The 19004-nt window shown below is 62.8% G+C and carries 16 protein-coding genes; 6 read left to right on the forward strand and 10 right to left on the reverse strand.

Annotated elements, in window-relative coordinates; genetic code table 11:
- Positions 1-84: 84 nt before the first annotated feature.
- Complete coding sequence (locus tag ABVN19_RS24340; protein WP_028942300.1) at positions 85-972, reverse strand: LysR family transcriptional regulator; 888 nt, start codon at positions 970-972, stop codon at positions 85-87.
- Positions 973-1056: 84 nt separating this feature from the next.
- Here ABVN19_RS24340 and lysM point away from each other — a divergent pair, with 84 nt between their 5' ends.
- Positions 1057-1497, forward strand: coding sequence for a peptidoglycan-binding protein LysM (gene lysM, locus ABVN19_RS24345; RefSeq protein WP_028942299.1), 441 nt, complete (start codon positions 1057-1059; stop codon positions 1495-1497).
- A 3-nt stretch (positions 1498-1500) separates the two neighbouring features.
- On the opposite strand, the gene yrfG is transcribed toward lysM, so the two are convergent.
- Positions 1501-2163 carry a GMP/IMP nucleotidase gene (gene yrfG, locus ABVN19_RS24350; RefSeq protein WP_105641418.1) on the reverse strand — a complete coding sequence of 221 codons (663 nt, stop codon included), beginning with the start codon at positions 2161-2163 and terminating at the stop codon, positions 1501-1503.
- Between the two features lie 80 nt (positions 2164-2243).
- Here yrfG and nudE point away from each other — a divergent pair, with 80 nt between their 5' ends.
- A complete protein-coding gene (nudE, locus tag ABVN19_RS24355; RefSeq protein WP_028942297.1) occupies positions 2244-2810 on the forward strand; it encodes an ADP compounds hydrolase NudE in 567 nt (188 codons plus the stop codon).
- On the forward strand, positions 2807-3634 hold the full coding sequence (gene cysQ, locus ABVN19_RS24360; RefSeq protein WP_028942296.1) for a 3'(2'),5'-bisphosphate nucleotidase CysQ: 828 nt from the start codon (positions 2807-2809) through the stop codon (positions 3632-3634). Before nudE ends, cysQ begins: the two co-directional genes overlap by 4 nt.
- Here cysQ and ABVN19_RS24365 read toward each other — a convergent pair.
- The 7 genes from ABVN19_RS24365 to rfbB are packed head-to-tail and all read right to left on the reverse strand — an operon-like array spanning position 3623 to position 10693.
- Positions 3623-4078, reverse strand: a complete 456-nt coding sequence (locus ABVN19_RS24365) for a YiiD C-terminal domain-containing protein (RefSeq protein ID WP_105641419.1) — start codon at positions 4076-4078, stop codon at positions 3623-3625. The genes cysQ and ABVN19_RS24365 overlap by 12 nt on opposite strands.
- On the reverse strand, positions 4075-5487 hold the full coding sequence (locus ABVN19_RS24370) for a sigma-54 dependent transcriptional regulator (protein WP_105641420.1): 1413 nt from the start codon (positions 5485-5487) through the stop codon (positions 4075-4077). Before ABVN19_RS24370 ends, ABVN19_RS24365 begins: the two co-directional genes overlap by 4 nt.
- Entirely contained in the window at positions 5484-7292 is a 1809-nt protein-coding gene (locus ABVN19_RS24375; protein WP_028942293.1) for an ATP-binding protein, read from the reverse strand. Before ABVN19_RS24375 ends, ABVN19_RS24370 begins: the two co-directional genes overlap by 4 nt.
- 41 nt (positions 7293-7333) lie before the next feature.
- A complete protein-coding gene (gene rfbD / locus ABVN19_RS24380; RefSeq protein ID WP_028942292.1) occupies positions 7334-8194 on the reverse strand; it encodes a dTDP-4-dehydrorhamnose reductase in 861 nt (286 codons plus the stop codon).
- A gap of 2 nt (positions 8195-8196) precedes the next feature.
- Positions 8197-8742: a dTDP-4-dehydrorhamnose 3,5-epimerase gene (gene rfbC, locus ABVN19_RS24385; RefSeq protein WP_028942291.1), complete on the reverse strand. Its 546-nt coding sequence runs from the start codon at positions 8740-8742 to the stop codon at positions 8197-8199.
- Entirely contained in the window at positions 8739-9614 is an 876-nt protein-coding gene (gene rfbA / locus ABVN19_RS24390; RefSeq protein WP_105641421.1) for a glucose-1-phosphate thymidylyltransferase RfbA, read from the reverse strand. The genes rfbC and rfbA overlap by 4 nt, the downstream gene beginning before the upstream one ends.
- Positions 9611-10693, reverse strand: coding sequence for a dTDP-glucose 4,6-dehydratase (gene rfbB, locus ABVN19_RS24395; RefSeq protein ID WP_105641422.1), 1083 nt, complete (start codon positions 10691-10693; stop codon positions 9611-9613). Before rfbB ends, rfbA begins: the two co-directional genes overlap by 4 nt.
- A 162-nt stretch (positions 10694-10855) precedes the next feature.
- Here rfbB and ABVN19_RS24400 point away from each other — a divergent pair, with 162 nt between their 5' ends.
- From ABVN19_RS24400 to aguA, 3 genes are all read left to right on the forward strand, one after another.
- Positions 10856-13765 carry an aminotransferase gene (locus tag ABVN19_RS24400; RefSeq protein WP_105641423.1) on the forward strand — a complete coding sequence of 970 codons (2910 nt, stop codon included), beginning with the start codon at positions 10856-10858 and terminating at the stop codon, positions 13763-13765.
- A gap of 184 nt (positions 13766-13949) precedes the next feature.
- Positions 13950-14828 (forward strand): N-carbamoylputrescine amidase, encoded by an 879-nt coding sequence (aguB, locus tag ABVN19_RS24405; RefSeq protein ID WP_028942287.1) that lies wholly within the window; start codon positions 13950-13952, stop codon positions 14826-14828.
- 58 nt (positions 14829-14886) lie between these two features.
- The gene (aguA, locus tag ABVN19_RS24410; protein ID WP_028942286.1) at positions 14887-15993 is read left to right on the forward strand and encodes an agmatine deiminase; all 1107 of its coding nucleotides are present in this window, start codon (positions 14887-14889) and stop codon (positions 15991-15993) included.
- Between the two features lie 490 nt (positions 15994-16483).
- Here the strand turns inward: aguA and ABVN19_RS24415 are convergent, their stop codons facing one another.
- Positions 16484-18586 carry a TonB-dependent siderophore receptor gene (locus ABVN19_RS24415; RefSeq protein ID WP_105641424.1) on the reverse strand — a complete coding sequence of 701 codons (2103 nt, stop codon included), beginning with the start codon at positions 18584-18586 and terminating at the stop codon, positions 16484-16486.
- Positions 18587-19004 lie beyond the last annotated feature (418 nt).

The following is a 19004-nucleotide window of genomic DNA, read 5'->3' on the forward strand; positions in this document are numbered from 1 at the left end:
CCGGCGGCAGGTCTGGTTTAAGCCTAGGCTTGCGCTCGGGTATCGTCTAATCGCTAATGCTGATGCCTTGATAGATGGCGTCGATCATGCACCGCTGTGCAGTGCCTGGAATTCGGCCAGGCAGGCTTCGGCCAGTGCCGAGCGCGGTGCCGTGCGGCGCATGATCAGGCCCAGTGGCGCGAGGGTGCTGGCCTGTTCGATCGGTTGCAGGCGCAACCGTTCGGTCAGCACTTCAAGGCCCGCTGCCAGCGGCATGATCGCGCAGCACAGGCCGCCATTTACCGACTGCACCAACTGATGGACGGCGTCGGTCTGCAGCAACAGCCGTGGTTCCAGGCCCCGGCTGGTGAAGTTGTGGTCGATCGACTGGCGAAAGTGCATGCCGGCAGTCAGCAGGCCCAGCGGCAGTTCGGTCAGTGCTTGCCAGCCTAAGGGTTGATCGTCGAACCGAAAGTGATCTGGGTCATACAGCAGGCCCATGCGTGTCTCACCAAGGGGCAGGGACAGGAAGCGTTCGTTGTCCAGGCGCTCCAGGTACGACACACCCAGGTCCAGGCGGTTGCTGGTGAGCTGCTCCAGGATCTGTTCGGAACTCAGGGCGCTGAGCTCGAAGTTCAGCTCCGGATGACGTTCGTGCAGGCGTTGCAGCAACGGCAGCGGATCGAAGCTCGACAACGGCACCACGCCAAGGCGCAGGTTACCGACCAGGTGCCCGCGACAGGCCGCGGCTTCGGCGTGCAGGCCGTCGTAGGCCGCCATCACCGAGCGGGCCCAGGCCAGCACGCGCTCGCCCTGGGCGGTAAAGCCTTCAAAGCGCTGGCCGCGGTTGACCAGCGCCAGGTCCAGTTCCTGTTCCAGGTTGCGCAGACGCATCGACAGGGTCGGTTGGGTCACGTGGCAACGGGCGGCGGCCTGGCCGAAGTGTCGGGTTTCATCAAGAGCGATGAGGAATTTGAGCTGTTTGATGTCCATCGTCGGTCCACGGCGCAAAGCAGGCGAAGCATTCTAACCTGTCCTAGACTGCAGGCTCCGAGATTCATCACCAAGGAGAGCGGTATGAGCATTTTCAGTTTCATCAAAGAGGCCGGTGAGAAAATCATCGACCTGCTGACACCGGGTAATGCCAATGCCAGTGAGCAATTGCAAAAGCACGTGGAAGCGGTTGGCCTCGGTAACCCCAACATCAAGGCCTCGGTCGAGGGCGACAAGGTAACGGTCACAGGCGAGGTGGCCAGCCAGGAAGAAAAAGAAAAGATCCTCCTGGCGCTGGGCAACATTGCCGGTGTCGCTGAAGTCGACGACCAGATCACTGTGACTGGCCCGGTCATGGCGGCAGCGCGCTTTGTGGTGGTCAAGAAAGGTGACACCCTCAGCGCCATTTCCCTGGCTGTGTATGGCAACGCCAACCTGTACAACAAGATCTTCGAAGCCAACAAACCGATGCTCAAGCACCCGGACAAGATCTACCCGGGCCAGAGCCTGCGCATTCCCGAGTAAGCCTCAAAGCCCTTCGAGCAGCGTCCGGTAGTCCTCCACGGCGGCGAACTCCTCGGTATCACGCGGCCCTTTGCGGCTGTCTGGCTGGCGCACCGCAAGCAGGTGCGCCACGCCGAAGTCGCGGGCACTGCGCAAGATCGACAAGGTGTCGTCGACAAACAGGCTGCGGCCCGGTTCAAAGCCGATATCGGCTTGCAAGGCGTCCCAGAACTGCGGGTTTTCCTTGGGGTACCCGTAATCATGGGAACTGATCAGGCGCTCGAAGTAGGGCGCAAGCTCCACCCTCTCCAATTTCAGCGACAGCGAATCACGGTGCGCGTTGGTGATCAGGATCACCCGCTTGCCGGCCTGTTTGATTGCCTGCAAAAAGGTGTCGGCGTCCGGGCGCAGGGCGATCAGATGAGCGGTTTCCAGCTTCAGGTCGCGCACCGAAAGGTTCAGCTCGCGGCTCCAGAAATCCAGGCAGTACCAGTTCAGTGAGCCCGCGTGCTGCTTGAACAGCGGCTGCATTTCAAGCTCGGCCATGGCTCGGCTGATGCCGTGCAGGTCGGCGTAGCGCTGGGGCAGATGCTCGAGCCAGAAGTGATTGTCGAAGTGCAGGTCCAGCAGGGTGCCGTCCATGTCCAGCAGTACGGTATCGATGGTGGACCAGGCTAAAACGGGCATATGAAATTCTCGGACAGTCAGGGCAGCGGTGGCCGGGCAAGCCACGGTATAGTAACCCGTTCACGCCAAGGAGCCGCCCCATGCGCCAGAAACCCACCGTTCTCTCCCGCGAGATTGTCGCCAGCAGCCGCCTGTTCCGGGTCGAGGCTGTGCAATTGCGCTTTGCCAATGGCAACGAGCGCACTTATGAGCGGCTGGTGGGACGCGGCAACGGTTATGGTGCGGTGATGATCGTGGCGATGCTCGACAGCGAGCATGCGGTGCTGGTCGAAGAATATTGCGGCGGCACCGACGAATACGAACTGTCCCTGCCCAAGGGCCTGATCGAGCCGGGTGAGGATGTTCTGGCCGCTGCCGACCGCGAACTCAAGGAAGAAGCCGGCTTTGGCGCTCGCCAACTCGAGCACCTGACCGAACTCTCCCTGTCGCCGGGCTACATGAGCCAGAAGATCCAGGTGGTACTGGCCACCGACCTCTATGAAGAGCGCCTGGAAGGCGACGAGCCCGAGCCGATGCGGGTCGACAAGGTCAGCCTGCGCGAGCTCTCGGCCCTGGCCCAGCACCCGCAGTTTTCCGAAGGGCGCGCCCTGGCGGCGTTGTACCTGGTGCGTGACCTGTTGACCCAGCGCGGAGTGTTCGGCGCATGAGCGATGTGCAATTGATGCAGGCAGTGGTTGAGCTGGCTCGCGAGGCGGGCAAGGCCATCCTGCCGTTCTGGCGTGCTGATGTCGCAGTGACGTCCAAGGCCGATGAATCCCCGGTCACCGCAGCCGACCTGGCGGCCCATGAGGTGATTGCCAAAGGCTTGCGGGAACTGGCCCCACAAATTCCGGTACTGTCCGAGGAAGACTGCGAGATTCCCCTGAGCGAGCGCCAGCAATGGCAGCGCTGGTGGCTGGTCGACCCGTTGGACGGGACCAAGGAGTTCATCGCCGGCACCGAGGAGTTCACCGTCAACATCGCCCTCATCGAGCAAGGCCGGGTGGTGTTCGGGGTTGTGGCGATTCCTACCAATGGCCGCTGCTACTACGGTGGCCAGGGTATTGGCGCCTGGTGCGCCGAGGCCGATGGCGCAGCGCACGCTATTCAAGTCCGCCTGGCACCGCCTGCGGGGCAGGGCTTTACCGTGGTGGCCAGTCGTCGCCATTCAAGCCCGCAGCAGGAAGCCCTGCTGGCCGGCCTGAGTTCGGCGGTGGGTGAGCTTGAACTTGCCAATATCGGCAGCTCGCTGAAGTTCTGCCTGCTGGCCGAAGGCGCTGCCGACTGCTATCCGCGCCTGGCGCCAACTTCGCAGTGGGACACCGCCGCTGCCCAGGGCGTACTGGAAGGCGCAGGCGGCGAAGTGCTGGGGCTTGATGGCCAGGTGTTTGTATACCCGCCGCGCGAGTCGTTGCTCAATCCCTTCTTCCTCGCGCTGCCAGCAGCCGCTCCCTGGCGTGAGCGGCTGCTGCAACTGGCTTCAGCGATGTAGCACGTACTGGCCGCTGAACAACACGGCGGCCTCATCGCTACCGGCGTTGCTGACCCGCGTGTGCAGGTTCAGGCGTGCCCGGCCACGGCGCTGGTAGGTGGCGATGAAGCGCTCCCAGGTTTTTTCCTCCGGTGCCTCGCACGTGGCGATGGCTGCGCCGGTGACCGGCAGTGGATAGCTGATCTGACCTTCCTGGATGACGATGTGGCCATCGTCGATCCCCGCCTCGCGCAGACGCAGGTGCAACCAGCCCCAACCGACCAGTACGGCAGCGCAATACAGGCTGCCGCCGAACATGGTGCTCTTGTGATTGACGTTGGCTTCGAGCGGCAACTGCAGGCGCAAGCGCTGCTGTTCCCAGTCGAGCACCTGCAGGCCCATTTCGCGGGTCAGGGGAATGTCACCGTGCAGCACCGATTCAAGGTAGCGGCTGTCCGTGGTCATGGGCGGGTGTCCTCCATCTCGTCAGTGCTGGCGTTGCTGTCGGCGAAACTCAGGCCATGCTTGCGCAGCTTGTCGTGCAGGGTTTTGCGGGGAATGCCCAGGGCTTCGGCCAGGCTGCGCATGGAGCTGTGCGGCTGAGCCAGTTCGGCGGCGATCAACGCGCGCTCGAACTGCTCGACCTGATCGCTGAGGTTGCCGCTGTTCACGGGTGATGCCTGGGCCTGGGCGGGCGGTGGCGCGTCGCCGTCCAGGGCCAGCTCAAGGCCCAGGGCGAAGCGCTCCGCCACATTCTGCAGCTCACGGACATTGCCCGGCCAGTTATGGCGCAGCAGCAATGCACGCTGTGCGGGCTGCAAGGTGTGAGGCGGCAGACCGTGGCGGTCACTGGCGGCGTCGGCGAAATGCTGGAACAGCACCAGGACATCGTCGCCACGTTCGCGTAGCGGCGGGATGCGTAGCGGTGCAACGTTCAGGCGGTAATACAGGTCGGCACGGAAGCGACCCTGATCGGCGGCCTGGCGCAAGTCTTCCTTGGTGGCGGCGATGATGCGGATATCCAGGGGAATCTGCAGGTTGCCGCCGAGACGCTCGACTACCCGCTCCTGCAACAGGCGCAGCAGCTTGACCTGTACGTCCAGGCTCATACTTTCGATTTCATCGAGGAACAGCGTGCCGCCGTTGGCGAACTCGAACTTGCCGATGCGGCGCTTCTGCGCGCCGGTAAAGGCGCCGGGTTCATGGCCGAACAGCTCGCTTTCGACTACCGATTCCGCCAGGGCCCCGGCGTTGATGGCGACAAACGGGCCGTCGCGGCGGCTCGACAAATCATGCAGCGCACGCGCCACCACTTCTTTACCGGCACCGGTTTCACCGAGGATCAGCACGTCGGCACGAGTACCGGCCAGCGCACCGATCTGCTCGCGCAAACGCAGCATTGGCGCTGACTGGCCCACCAGGCGGGTGCTCAATTGCTGACGGTCGCTCAGGGCCAGACGCAGGCTGCGGTTGTCCAGCACCAGGCGGCGCAAGGCCAGGGCGCGGCGCACGCTGTCGAGCAGGGCATCGCTGGCGAAGGGCTTCTCGAGAAAATCGTAGGCACCGGCGCGCATGGCCTGCACCGCCAGGGGCACATCGCCGTGCCCGGTAATCAGCAGCACCGGTAATTCCGGGTCCTGGGCCTGTACCTGCTCCAGCAGTTGCAGGCCGTCGATGCCGGGCATGCGGATATCGCTGACCAGCACCCCGGGCCAGTCCTGCTCGATTCGCCCGGCCAGGCCCTGGGCGTCGCTCAGCGACAGGACCTTGAGGCCGGCCAGGTCCAGGGTCTGGCTCAGGGCCTGGCGCAGGTGCGGGTCGTCGTCGACCAGAATCACCTGTACGCGGCTGTCGATGAGCGGCTCGGTCGTCATGCCGATGGGTCCTCCGAGGGTTGCAGGTTGGCGCCGGGTTTGGCCACGCGCAGTTGCAGGGTAAGCAGGGCACCCCCTTCGGGGTGGTTGCCGAGCACCAGTTCGCCACCCAACGCCCGCATCAAGGTATCGCAGATCGCCAGGCCCAGGCCAAGGCCCTGGGTGCGTGTCTTGGTGGTGAAAAACGGCTCGCGGGCGCGGGCCAGGGCTTCACTGGAAAACCCCGGGCCGTTGTCGCGAATGTACAGGTAGACGTTGCCGTCGCGCTGTTCGGCACTTAGCCAGAGTTTGCGCGGGTTGGCCTTCTCGGTCAGGGCATCCAGGGCGTTGGCCAGCAGGTTTCCGAGCACCTGGCGCAGGCGGGTTTCCCCGGCCTGGACCCACAGCGTGGCGTCCGGCAGGTCACGTACCAGCTCTACCGCCATGGCCCGCCGACGCTTGGCCAGCAGGGCCAGGGCATCGTCCAGCGCCGGTTGCAACGCCACACTCTCGGGGGCATGGCGGTCGCGGCGGGCGAAGGCGCGCAGGTGGGCGATGATCGAAGCCATGCGCCCGGTCAGTTCGCTGATGAGCTTGAGGTTGCTGCGGGCATCGTCGGTGCGCTGGTGATCCAGCAGGATCTCGGCGTTTTCTGCATAGCTGCGGATGGCCGCCAGCGGCTGGTTGAGTTCATGACTGATGCTCGCCGACATGGTCCCGAGCACCGACAATTTGCCGGCCTGGACCAGTTCATCCTGGGCGCGCACCAGTTCCTGCTGAGCTTGTTCGCGCTCCAGTACCTCGTTTTTCAGGCGGCTGTTGAGGCCTTCGAGGTCGGCGGTACGCTCGATTACACGCTTTTCCAATTCCTGGCGCCCGTGGGCCTCGAAGTCGATGCGGTCCATGTAATGGCGTCGGCGCTGCATCATCAGGCCCAGCAGCAACATCAGCACCAGCAACGCTGCGGCACCAATGGCCAGCACGGTGCTCACCGAGCGGTCGACGATGGACCGTGGAGCCAGGATGCTGGCTTGCCAGCCGGTTTCTTCGATGGCTTCGGTCTGGATCAGCCAGGCCGCCCGGTCGAGGTTCAGTGGCTGCGGCGCCTGGGTCGGGTAAGGCTTGATAGCGACGATCGCTTCACGCTCGGCATCGGTCAGCGGCCGAGTGGCGCGGAAGCGCCAGTCCGGGCGCGAGGTAAGAATGACCACGCCATTATGGTCGGTTACCAGCAGTTGCTCGGGCGTCTTGCCCCACAGGTTTTCGGTATGGTCCAGGTCGACCTTGACCACCAGCGCACCGATGATCCGTTCCCCGTCACGGACCGCGGCGGCAAAGTAGTAACCGCGCTTGGCGGAGGTGGTGCCCTGGCCGAAGAAGCGTCCCAGGCGACCGGCAATGGCTTCACTGTAGTAAGGCCGGAAGGTGAAGTTGCGGGCGATGAAACTGTCGCGTTTGTCCCAGTTCGAGGCCGCCAGCGTATTGCCGTTGGCGTCCAGCAGGTACATGACTTCGGCGCCCGTCTGGGTGGTGATGTCCTTGAGCAGGCGGTTGGCGTTGGTCAGGGTTTCGAGCCGCAACGGGTCGGCCAGCACCGCCCGCAGGGCAGGCAGGTCGCCAAGGATCTGCGGAAGGGTTTCATAGCGGTGCAGGGTGCCCAGCAGGTTGGCCACGTACAGGTCGAGGGTCTGGCGGTTCTGGCTGGCCAGTTCTTCCTGGTAGTAGCGTTCGGCAAGGTGCTGCAGGGGCCAGAGCAACGGCGCCAGGCAAATCGCCAACAGGGCGAGGCTGCGCCAGCGAGGGCGTCGTGGAGGAGGTGGAGTCATGGTCATCGCAATTGCGCCAGGGTGATCTGGCGCATTATGCGCTACTTCAGGCAGTCGATCAGCGCCTGCTGCCAGTGGGGCTGGCTGACTTGCCAGTGGTGCTGCAGGTGGCTGCAGTCAAGGCGTGAGTTCAGTGGCCGCCGGGCCGGGCTCGGGTAGTCGCTGGAGGGGATTGGCAGCAGGTCGGCGCAGGGCAGGCCCTGGGCTTTCAAGTGCTCGGCAATCGCCTGGGCAAAACCGAACCAGGAAGTCTCGCCCTGAGCCGTCAGGTGATAGGTGCCCCACGGGCCGGCCTGATCTGTTTGCCAGCGCTCGATCAAGGCTCGGGTGCTGTGGGCGATGGTCCCGGCCCAGGTGGGGGCACCGACCTGATCAGCGACGATGCGCAGCTGCGGCTTTTCCTGCAGCAGGCGTTGCAGGGTCAGCAAGAAATTACGGCCCTGGCGCGAATACACCCAACTCGTGCGCAAGATCAGGTGCTGGCCCGCGACGGCCTTGATGGCTTCTTCACCGGCCAGCTTGCTACGGCCATACACGTTCAACGGGTTTGGCAGGTCGTCCTCGGTATAGGGCGTTGTCTTGCTGCCATCGAACACATAGTCGGTGGAGTAGTGGATCAACGGTATGCCAAGGCGCGCCGCTTCTTCGGCCAGCACGCCAGGCGACCGGGCATTTATCGCGAGCGCAAGGTCCGGCTCGCTTTCGGCCAGGTCCACGGCCGTGTAGGCGGCGGCGTTGATGATCAGGTCCGGCCTGAGCTGTTGCACGGGGGCGCGAAGGCTGTCGGGCTGGGCCAGGTCCAGTTGGTTGCGTCCCAGTACCTGGAGCGTGCCAAGGTCATGCAGGCGTTGTTGCAGGGCCTGGGAGATTTGGCCGTGTTGGCCGATGATGAGGATGTGCAGGCTCATGGAAACAGGTCCGCGTCCTTCAGCCACTGGCCAGCCTGGTCCCTGGCGGAAAGCTGAGGGGGCTCAGTGAGCTGCCAGTCGATGGCCAGGTCCGGGTCGTCCCAGCGAATGCAGCGCTCGGCGCTCGGGTTGTAGTAGTCGGTGGTCTTGTACAGAAACTCGGCGCTTTCGCTCAGCACCACAAAACCGTGGGCGAAGCCTTCGGGTACCCAGAGTTGGCGGTGGTTGTCTGCCGACAGCCGCGCCGCCACCCACTGGCCAAAGCAAGGGGAGCTGCGGCGAATGTCCACTGCCACATCCAGCACTTCGCCACGCGTTACCCGCACCAGCTTGCCCTGGGTGTTTTCCAGTTGGTAGTGCAGGCCGCGCAGTACGCCACGACACGAAGCTGAGTGATTGTCCTGCACAAAGCGTGCAGTCACGCCGGTCTGCTGCTCGAAGGTGCGGGCGTTGAAGCTTTCGTAGAAAAAGCCGCGCTCGTCGCCGAACACCTTGGGTTCAAGCATCAGCACGCCGGGCAAGGTAGTTGAGATGATATTCATGCTTGCTCTTCAGCCAGGCGGTAGAGGTATTGGCCATAGCCGATCTTGCCAAAAATCCTTGCACGCTCCAGTAATTGCGCGCGGTTGATCCAGCCCTGCTGGAAGGCGATCTCTTCAAGGCATGCGACCTTCAGGCCCTGGCGATGCTCGATGGCCTGCACATACTGCGAGGCTTCGAGCAGGCTGTCGTGGGTGCCGGTGTCGAGCCAGGCGAAGCCTCGGCCAAAGCGCTCAACGCGCAGGTCGCCGCGTTGCAGATAGGCATTGGTGACATCAGTGATTTCCAGCTCGCCACGGGCCGAAGGCTTGATGCCCTTGGCGATCTCGATCACGTCGTTGTCGTAGAAATACAGCCCGGTAACGGCGTAGTTGGAGCGTGGCTGGAGCGGCTTTTCTTCGATGGACAGTGCCCGCCCCTGAGCATCGAACTCCACCACGCCAAAACGCTCCGGGTCCTTGACCCGGTAGCCGAACACAGTGGCACCGCCAGGCTGGTTGATCGCCCGCTGCAACTGCTCGCTGAAGCCTTGGCCGTAGAAAATGTTGTCACCCAGAATCAGGCACACCGAGTCGTCCGCGATGAACTGCTCGCCAATCAGGAAGGCCTGGGCCAACCCGTCGGGTGACGGTTGTTCGGCATAACTGAGCTGGGTGCCGAACTGGCTGCCGTCGCCGAACAGCTGCTGGTATTGCGGTAGATCCTGCGGGGTCGAGATCAGCAGGATTTCACGAATGCCAGCGAGCATCAGTACCGAGATCGGGTAGTAGATCATCGGCTTGTCGTAAATTGGCAGCAGTTGCTTGGAAACGCCGAGGGTGATGGGATGCAGGCGGGTACCGGTCCCCCCTGCCAGGACAATGCCCTTGGTCATGCAATCAAATCCTTGAAGTCACTGTTGCCCAGGCGCTGGCCTTGATAGCTGCCGTCCTGGACCCGCTGGCACCATTCCAAATTCTCCAGGTACCACTGCACGGTCTTGCGCAAGCCGGTGGTGAAGGTCTCGTCGGGTACCCAGCCGAGTTGGCGTTCGATCTTGCCGGCGTCGATGGCATAGCGCTGGTCATGGCCGGGGCGGTCTTCAACAAAAGTAATCAGGTTGGCGTAGTTCGCCACGCCAGCAGGTCGCTGCGGTGCGAGCTCTTCGAGCAGGGTGCAGATGCCACGCACCACATCAATGTTCTTCTGCTCATTGTGCCCGCCGATGTTGTAGGTCTGGCCGACCTCGCCACCGGTCACGACTGTTAGCAGCGCACGGGCATGGTCATCGACGAACAGCCAGTCGCGCACCTGCAGGCCATTGCCGTACACCGGCAATGGTTTGCCTGCGAGGGCGTTGAGGATCGTCAGCGGTATGAGTTTTTCCGGGAACTGGAACGGTCCGTAGTTGTTCGAGCAATTGCTGATGACCACCGGCAGCCCGTAGGTGCGATGCCAGGCGCGGACCAGATGGTCGGATGCCGCCTTGCTTGCCGAGTAGGGCGAGCTGGGGGCGTAGGCGGTGGTTTCGTTGAACAGTGCATCGGTATCGTGCAGGTCGCCATACACTTCGTCGGTGGAAATGTGGTGGAAGCGAAAGTTGCTGCGCGCCGCGTCAGGCAGCGCTTGCCAATAGCCGCGGGTGGCCTCGAGGAAAGCATAGGTGCCGACGATGTTGGTCTGGATGAACGGTGCCGGGCCATCGATCGAGCGGTCCACATGGGACTCGGCCGCCAGGTGCATGACCGCCTGGGGCTCGAAGCGCTGCAGCACGGCCGTGACCGTGGCCTGGTCGTTGATGTCGGCCTGGACGAACTCGTAGCGGGTGTTGGTGACGATGCTGGCCAAGGATTCCAGGTTGCCGGCGTAGGTCAGTTTGTCGAGATTCAGCACTTCATGTTCGGTGGTATCGATCAGGTGGCGAATCAGGGCTGAACCGATGAACCCGGCGCCGCCGGTAATGAGAATTCGCATGTTCAAGGACCTTTCGCGTTTCTGACGGTTATCTGTTGAAGACTAGCTTGTCGGTGTCTTGCCCAACACACAAGCCCGCTCGCCCATCGCTTTTTTCCTGCCGTACTTGCTTATCGACGGGAGCGGTGGCGATATAAGCAGCAAAAAAAACGAGGTCCCGTCATGCCGCTCAGTACCCTGATCCACCGCTCCAGCCAGCCCTGCCCCAACGTCAGCGAGCAGCAGGCCCTGCGCGTACTGCAGGAGCGCTACGGGCTCAGCGGTTCATTGCAGTCCCTGGGCAGCCAGCAAGACCTGAACTTTCGTGTCGATGCACCCAGCGGGCGCTATGTGCTGAAAATATGCCATGGTACCTATGCCGTGGCTGAGCTAGAGGCCCAGCATGCGGCCCTGGGTTTCCTGCGCGAACGCGGGCTGCCCGTGCCGGCTGTGATCGGTGCCACGTCCGGCGAGCAGTTGCTGGCGCTGGACCTCGATGGCCAGCCGTTGCGCGTGCGCCTGCTCGACTATATCGAAGGCCAGTCCCTCACCCGTCTCAAACACATGGAGCCGCAGCTGATCGCCGAGCTGGGCCGACTGTGTGCCCGAATCGACCAGGCGCTGGCCGACTTCAATCACCCAGGACTCGAACGCACCCTGCAATGGGACCCCCGTCATGCCCAGGCGCTGATCGCTCACCTGCTGCCGGTACTCGCCGAGGGGCCGCGCAAAGCACAGGTGCTTGAGGCCGCACGCAAGGCTGAACAACGCCTGCAACCTTTGCTCGAGCAGTTGCCGATGCAGGCCGTGCACCTGGACATCACCGACGACAACGCCGTGTGGCAACGCGACGACCAGCGCCAATGGCAGTTGCAAGGGGTCATCGACTTCGGCGACCTGATGCACACCTGGCGCATCGCCGACCTGGCGGTGACCTGCGCGGCACTGCTGCACCATGCCGAGGGCGACCCGCTGCGCATCCTGCCAGCAGTCGAGGCTTACCACGCACTCAACCCCCTGACCGAAGCCGAACTCAAGGCCTTGTGGCCGATGATCGTGGCGCGTGCGGCGGTGCTGGTGCTGAGCAGCGAACAGCAGTTGAGTGTCGATCCGGGCAACGCCTACAGCCGCGATAACCTGGCCCACGAATGGGAAATTTTCGATGTCGCCACCGGCGTGCCGTTCGAGCTGATGGAAGCGGCGATCCTGCAAGTGGCTGGTCTCGACGTGCCTGCCGTTGACCTGGCCTCCAGTGCGCCGCTATTGCCGGGGCTGCAGGCAGGCTCGGTCATGCCAGTGGATCTGGGCGTACTCGGCCGCCACTTCCAGGCCGGCAACTGGGAGCAAGCCGGTATCGACCAACAGCTACTGAGCGAGCAGGCAGGCGAGCAGGGCGCTGCCTGCTCGTTGTATGGCCAGTACCGGCTTTCACAGACTCATATCGACAATCCACAGGAGCCTGCGACCTTCGCCCTGAGCGTCGAGTTGCAGCTGCCTGCGGGCATGGCCGTGCAAGCGCCCTGGGCGGGCACCTGGCAGCCAGCGGCAGTCGGGCAGGGCTGCCTGCAAGGTGAGCAGTGCAGTCTCTGGTTGAAAGGTTTGGCCGATACCCCGGCAGCCGGCACGCAGGTGAGCGCCGGGCAGTCGCTGGGGCAAAGCAGCGGATTGCTGACCGTGCAGCTGTGCCGCGTTGCTGGCCTGCAGCCGCCTGCCTTTGTGGTGCCGTCCCGCGCTGCCGCCTGGCAGGCGCTGTGCCCGTCACCGCAAGCGCTGCTGGGGTTCGACTGCAATGCCGAGCCCCTGGTGGATGCACGCCAGTTGCTGGAACGTCGCGACGCCAGCTTCGCCCGCTCGCAGAAGCACTACTACCAGCAGCCGCCGCATATCGAGCGCGGCTGGCGCAACTACTTGATCGACATGCAGGGCCGCTCCTACCTGGACATGCTCAACAACGTCGCGGTGCTGGGCCACGGTCACCCGCGCATGGTCAACGAAGCGGCGCGGCAATGGTCGCTGCTCAATACCAACTCGCGTTTTCACTACGCGGCTATTGCCGAGTTCTCCGAGCGCCTGCTGGAGCTGGCTCCCGAGGGCATGGACCGGGTGTTCCTGGTCAACAGCGGTACCGAGGCGAACGACCTGGCCATTCGCCTGGCCTGGGCTTTCAGCGGCGGGCGCGACATGCTCAGCGTGCTGGAGGCCTACCACGGCTGGTCGGTGGCCACCGATGCGATCTCCACGTCCATTGCCGACAACCCCCAGGCGCTGAGCACCCGGCCGGAGTGGGTACACCCGGTGATTGCGCCGAACACCTATCGCGGCGCCTACCGTGGCGAAGGCAGCGCAGCCGAATACCTGGCCGATGTCGATGCCAAGCTCGACGCACTGGCGGCCGAACAACGCCAACTGGCCGGCTTCATCTGTGAGCCGGTGTATGGCAATGCGGGCGGTATCTCCCTGCCACCGGGCTATCTGCAACAGGCCTATGCCAAGGTCCGGGCGGCCGGCGGGGTGTGCATCGCCGACGAGGTGCAGGTGGGCTACGGCCGCTTGGGCGAGTACTTCTGGGGCTTCGAGGAGCAGGGCGTGGTGCCCGATATCATCACCATGGCCAAGGGCATGGGCAACGGCCACCCGCTGGGCGCGGTGATCACCCGGCGCGAAATTGCCGAGGCGCTGGAAGCCGAGGGCTACTTCTTCTCGTCGGCCGGCGGTAGCCCGGTCAGTTGCCGGATCGGTATGGCGGTGCTCGACGTGATGGGCGAAGAAGGCCTGTGGAACAATGCCCGGGATGTTGGCCGGCACTTCAAGGCACGCCTGCAAGCGTTGGTCGATAAACATCCGCTGGCCGGCGCTGTACACGGCTCGGGCTTTTACCTCGGCCTGGAGCTGGTGCGTGACCGCGACACCCTGGAGCCTGCCACTGAAGAAACCACCACACTGTGCAACCGCCTGCGTGACCTGGGCATCTTCATGCAGCCCACTGGCGACTACCTGAACATCCTCAAGATCAAGCCACCGATGTGTACCACCCGCGCCAGTGTCGATTTCTTTGTCGACAGCATCGACCAGGTGCTCAGCGAAGTGCTGTAACCCTCAACTCAGAGCCATATAACCCGATTGTTATCGGGTTATATGGCTTTTTTGTGGTCTTAATATTTTCATTCTGGCTTTTAAAGTCGATATTTATCGGATATAAATGCGTCCACAACGCTGCAATCTGTCATCGGTCGCCTGCTACGGTCAGTCGGCCCAGTCACCCTTCGAGGAGGTTTTCATGAGCCGCACCGTCACCGTCGCCGCCACCCAGATGGCCTGTACCTGGGATCGCCAGGCCAACCTCGCCACCGCTGAGAAGCTGGTGCGTGAAGCTGCCGCCAAAGGCGCGCAGATCATCCTGATCCAGGAACTGTTCGAAACCCCGTACTTCTGCCAGAAACCAAACCCTGACTATCTGCAGCTGGCAACGCCAGTCGAGATCAACGCTGCCATCGAGCACTTCCAGCAGATCGCCAAGGAGCTGGAAGTGGTACTGCCGATCAGCTTCTTCGAGCTGGCCGGCCGCGCCCGCTTCAACAGCATCGCGATCATTGATGCCGATGGCAGCAACCTGGGTGTGTACCGCAAGACCCACATCCCGGACGGCCCTGGCTACCACGAGAAGTACTACTTCAACCCGGGCGACACCGGCTTCAAGGTCTGGCAGACCCGCTACGCCAAGATCGGCGTGGGCATCTGCTGGGACCAGTGGTTCCCGGAGTGCGCACGCAGCATGGCGCTGCTGGGTGCAGAAGTGCTGTTCTACCCGACCGCCATCGGCAGCGAGCCGCATGACAAGACCATCTCCTCGCGTGACCACTGGCAGCGCGTGCAGCAAGGCCATGCCGGCGCCAACCTGATGCCGCTGATCGCCAGCAACCGCATCGGCAACGAAGAGCAGGACGGCTACGACATCACCTTCTATGGCTCGTCGTTCATCGCCAACCAGTTCGGTGAGAAAGTCCAGGAGCTCAATGAGACCGAAGAGGGTGTGCTGGTGCATACTTTCGATCTCGATAAACTGGAGCACATCCGTAGCGCCTGGGGCACTTTCCGTGACCGCCGTCCAAACCTGTACGGCCCGGTGAAAACCCTCGACGGCGCGCTGGAATCCTGAACATTCAATGACCTCGACGCGGGCTTGCGCCCGCGTCGGGCACTGCAAAGGTTGACTCATGAAAACCCTGACCAGCACCCCACGCGCCGACGGCTTCTACATGCCAGCCGAATGGGCGCCGCAAACCCAGGTATGGATGGTCTGGCCCGAGCGCCCGGACAACTGGCGCCTGGGCGGCAAACCGGTACAGGCCGCCCACGTGACCCTGGCCAAGGCCATCGCGCGTTTCGAGCCGGTTACCGTGGCCGTCTCCGCAGCCCAGTACGACAATGCCCGCGCCCGCCTGGACGCACCGAACATCCGCGTTGTGGAAATCAGCAACGACGACGCCTGGGTGCGTGACACCGGGCCGACCTTCGTCATCAACGACAACGGCGAAGTGCGCGGCGTCGACTGGGGTTTCAACGCCTGGGGTGGTTTCGAGGGCGGCCTGTACGCGCCGTGGAACCGCGATGAACAACTGGCCAGCAAGGTCCTGGAAATGGAGCGCTGCCAGCGCTACCACACCGAAGGCTTTGTACTGGAAGGCGGCTCGATCCATGTCGACGGTGAAGGCACCCTGATCACCACCGAAGAATGCCTGCTCAACCACAACCGCAATCCGCACCTGAACCGCGAGCAGATCGAAGCGATCCTGCGTGATCACCTGGCGGTGGACACCATCGTCTGGCTGCCCGATGGCCTGTTCAACGACGAGACCGACGGCCACGTCGACAACTTCTGCTGTTACGTGCGCCCGGGCGAAGTGTTACTGGCCTGGACAGATGATCCGCAAGACCCCAACTACGCACGCTGCCACGCTGCCCTCGAGGTGTTGCAGAACAGCCGAGACGCCAAAGGCCGCACCTTTACCGTGCACAAAATGCCGATCCCCGGCCCGCTGTTTGCCACTGAAGAAGAGTGCGATGGCGTCGATCCGGTGGCTGGCAGCCAGGAGCGCAACCCCTCGGTTCGCCTGGCCGGCTCCTACGTCAACTTCCTGATCGTCAATGGCGGCATCATCGCCCCGAGCTTCGACGACCCGGCAGATGCCGAGGCTAGAGCGATTCTGAGCAAGGTGTTCCCTGATCACGAAGTGGTCATGATCCCAGGACGCGAAATGCTCCTGGGGGGCGGCAACATTCACTGCCTGACCCAGCAGCAACCGGCTCCGGCCAAGGGCTGAAATCCGGCCATAAAAAAACCCGTCGCTTGACGGGTTTTTTATGGGCAAGCGACAATCGGCACCCGCGCTGGCATACCTCTTGTATTTGTTTTGCATTGTATTTCAACGAGATAGAACCGCATCGTTCTGTCACAAAGTTTGAATAGATTAGCCGCTCACGACCCCAGGGAGTACGTGTCGAAATGAATGCAGCAAGTGAGCCGGCTTCGTCCCCATCGGCCTTGAACCACGAAGCGCTAGAGCGTGTGGCGCAGTGGTTGAAACACAATGGAGCAATCCGGGTCAGGAAGACCGATACACGGCGAGTGTTGCGAGAGCGATACCCAGCAGGTCTGTTGACCGACGCAGAGCTTGCGGCACTGCTGGGCGAGTGATTGGCGGGGGGCTGGTGGGAGCGGGCTTGCCCCGCGATTCATGGCGCATTCACTGGCCTCATCGCGGGGCAAGCCCGCTCCCACAAAGTCTGTACAAGACCGTTGTTCCTACCGGGTCAGAAGCTATAGGTCCCGGTAACCACCAGGCTACGCGGATCACCGAACTGGATCTGCGCAGCACTGGTTGCCGAGCTGTAGTAGGTCTTGTCGGTGATGTTGTTCAACGCCGCACGCAGGTCCCAGTCCTGGGTACGGAAACCGGCCAAGGCATCCCATCGACCATAACCCGGCAACACTGCTGTGTTCTGGTTGTCGGCATAGCGTTCACCCACCAGGGTCATCCCGGTCTCGCCATACCAGCCCGTTTCCGGTTTCCAGGTCAGGAACAGGCTGCCGTTGCGCTTGGCGACGTTGCTCACTCGATTGCCTTGCTGGCCATTGTTGTCTTCGACAATGGTGGCGTCCTGCAAACCGATACCGCCGCGCACATACCAGTTGCCAACGATATTGCCTGTAGCGGTCAACTCCACACCGCGCGAGCGTTGCAGGCCGGTCAGCAGGGTGATGCCCGGGTTGTTCGGGTCGCTGGTGCGGCGGTTGTAGAGCTCCAGCTCGTAGACGGCCAGGGTGGTGCTCAGGCGTTCATCCAGCCAGTCGCTCTTGACCCCGATTTCCTTTTGCCGGGTCTCTTCCGGGCTGGTCTCGTTGGCGTTGCCGGCAGCCCCTGGGGTGATGCCGATCAAACCGCCCCCCACAGGCGAGAAGGTCTTGCTCCAGGAGGCGTAGAAGGCGTGCTCCTTCCACGGCGAATACACCACGCCCAGGCGCGGGCTGGTGCTGTCGCTGTCCTGGTTTTCGGAAATTCCGCGCAGCTTGTTGGTGGTCTCCACCTCGAACTGGTCGAAGCGCACACCGGCCAGTACCTGCCATTGCTCGCTCAGGCGGATCTGGTCCTGAACATACAGCCCTCGGCTGTCGACCACGGTGTGGTTGTTGCTCGACGCAATCATGGTGCCGTTGTGCTGCAGGTTACGGTTGGGGTTGTACAGGTCGACGCTCGGCACCGGGCTCGCGCCGGGGCCCGTGGTAGCAGCGGTATAGAGCAGCGGGTCGCGGCGCTGGTTGCCGATTTCGATGCCGGTCAACAGGGTGTGCTGCAGGCCGTAGGTGTCGACGTTGCCTTCCAGTTCGACGTTGTTGAACAGGTTGCGGGTATTCAGGTCCTGCTGCCAGCGCTGGCGGGTGACCTGGCCGGTGGTGGCGTTGTAGCCGGTCTGGTAGGTGTTGTCGAAGTCGCTGTTGAGCTTGAACAGGCCCAGGGTATGGCGCACCTGCCAGGTATCGCTGAGCTGGTAGTTCAGGCGCGAACGCAGGGACTGGGCCTTGTCGTCGATGTAGTCGCGCTGGGTGTCGCCGTAGGTGGTGTCGCGGCCGACATCGGCCGGGCGACCGTTGGCGCTCGGAATGCCACGGTCGGGGGTGCGGTTGTAGCGGCTGTACTCGTACTGCACCAGCCAGTTCAGGTCCGGGGTAAGCTGCCAGCTCATGGACGGGGCGAACAACTGGCGGTTGCCGTCGATGCCGTCGCGAAAGCTGTTGCTATCCTGGTTGCCCATGTTCAGGCGCAGGCTGATGGTGTCGGTGGGGTCGGCACTGAGGTCGGCATACAGACTGCGCAGGTCTTCGCTGCCGCCCTGGGCTTCGATGCTCGAGCGTCGACCGGCTTCCGGCGTTTTACTCACGCGGTTGACGATACCGCCCTGGCTGCCACGGCCGTACAGCACGGCGGCGGGACCTTTGAGCACCTCGATTCGCTCGATGTTGTGCAGGTCGCGCACGTACTGGCTGTCATCGCGGATGCCGTCCAGATAGAAGTCGTTACTGGCATCGAAACCACGGATGCGCACGCTGTCGAAGCGGGTGTCGGCGCCAGTGCTCACGTTGGGAATGCCGCTCAAGGCCTGGCCCAGGTCATCGGTGCCGTAGTCCAGCACGTTGCTGGTCTTCACCGAGTCGATGGCCTGGGGCACGTAGCGGGCCGGGGTGGCGGTACGGGTTGCGGTGGTCACTTCCTTGACCCGTGGATCGTCCTCATCGCGTTCGCTTTGGGCGGTAACCGACAGCTCTGGCAACGTCATGCTGGCAGCGAGGGCCATACTGGAACTGAGGAACAGGGAGACACCCAGGCTCAAGGGTGACAGGCGGCAAGGGGCAGGCATTAAAGACATCCGCAGGGGTAGAGGTAGACGAAAGGAGGGGTGCTAAAATTTGGCGCGAATGATAATGCGTGCTATTTGCTAGCGTTAATTGTTTCTAATGTTTTGTTGCGGACATTTGTTTCAGGATGTTGCTCAGTAATTTCGGTGTTACAAGGCTGAAACAACCGTGCAGATCCGTCGTCTGGTGTTGCTATCAGTGGCTAATGTGAACGACTTTTCACGAATTTTTGACACATTGATGAAACCACGGATAGGATTCGGTCAACGCCTGTAGGCCCACCGGCCAAGAGTCCAGAATAAAAGGCCCGCTGCGATCACTCGCACGCGGGCTTTTTATTTTCTGACCCGCGAGCGTCAACCCACGCAGGGGGCGTGGTTTTTGGCGTCGGCCGCAGAGCGTCTTTGACTAAGTAATAAG

The organism is Pseudomonas vranovensis (genome assembly GCF_040438935.1).
Lineage (GTDB): Bacteria > Pseudomonadota > Gammaproteobacteria > Pseudomonadales > Pseudomonadaceae > Aquipseudomonas > Aquipseudomonas vranovensis.

Coding starts and splice junctions, on each gene's coding strand:
- ABVN19_RS24340 (WP_028942300.1), bottom strand. CDS start 972: ATGGACATCAAACAGCTCAAATTCCTCATCGCTCTTGATGAAACCCGA.
- lysM (WP_028942299.1), top strand. CDS start 1,057: ATGAGCATTTTCAGTTTCATCAAAGAGGCCGGTGAGAAAATCATCGAC.
- yrfG (WP_105641418.1), bottom strand. CDS start 2,163: ATGCCCGTTTTAGCCTGGTCCACCATCGATACCGTACTGCTGGACATG.
- nudE (WP_028942297.1), top strand. CDS start 2,244: ATGCGCCAGAAACCCACCGTTCTCTCCCGCGAGATTGTCGCCAGCAGC.
- cysQ (WP_028942296.1), top strand. CDS start 2,807: ATGAGCGATGTGCAATTGATGCAGGCAGTGGTTGAGCTGGCTCGCGAG.
- ABVN19_RS24365 (WP_105641419.1), bottom strand. CDS start 4,078: ATGACCACGGACAGCCGCTACCTTGAATCGGTGCTGCACGGTGACATT.
- ABVN19_RS24370 (WP_105641420.1), bottom strand. CDS start 5,487: ATGACGACCGAGCCGCTCATCGACAGCCGCGTACAGGTGATTCTGGTC.
- ABVN19_RS24375 (WP_028942293.1), bottom strand. CDS start 7,292: ATGACTCCACCTCCTCCACGACGCCCTCGCTGGCGCAGCCTCGCCCTG.
- rfbC (WP_028942291.1), bottom strand. CDS start 8,742: ATGAATATCATCTCAACTACCTTGCCCGGCGTGCTGATGCTTGAACCC.
- rfbA (WP_105641421.1), bottom strand. CDS start 9,614: ATGACCAAGGGCATTGTCCTGGCAGGGGGGACCGGTACCCGCCTGCAT.
- rfbB (WP_105641422.1), bottom strand. CDS start 10,693: ATGCGAATTCTCATTACCGGCGGCGCCGGGTTCATCGGTTCAGCCCTG.
- ABVN19_RS24400 (WP_105641423.1), top strand. CDS start 10,856: ATGCCGCTCAGTACCCTGATCCACCGCTCCAGCCAGCCCTGCCCCAAC.
- aguB (WP_028942287.1), top strand. CDS start 13,950: ATGAGCCGCACCGTCACCGTCGCCGCCACCCAGATGGCCTGTACCTGG.
- aguA (WP_028942286.1), top strand. CDS start 14,887: ATGAAAACCCTGACCAGCACCCCACGCGCCGACGGCTTCTACATGCCA.
- ABVN19_RS24415 (WP_105641424.1), bottom strand. CDS start 18,586: ATGCCTGCCCCTTGCCGCCTGTCACCCTTGAGCCTGGGTGTCTCCCTG.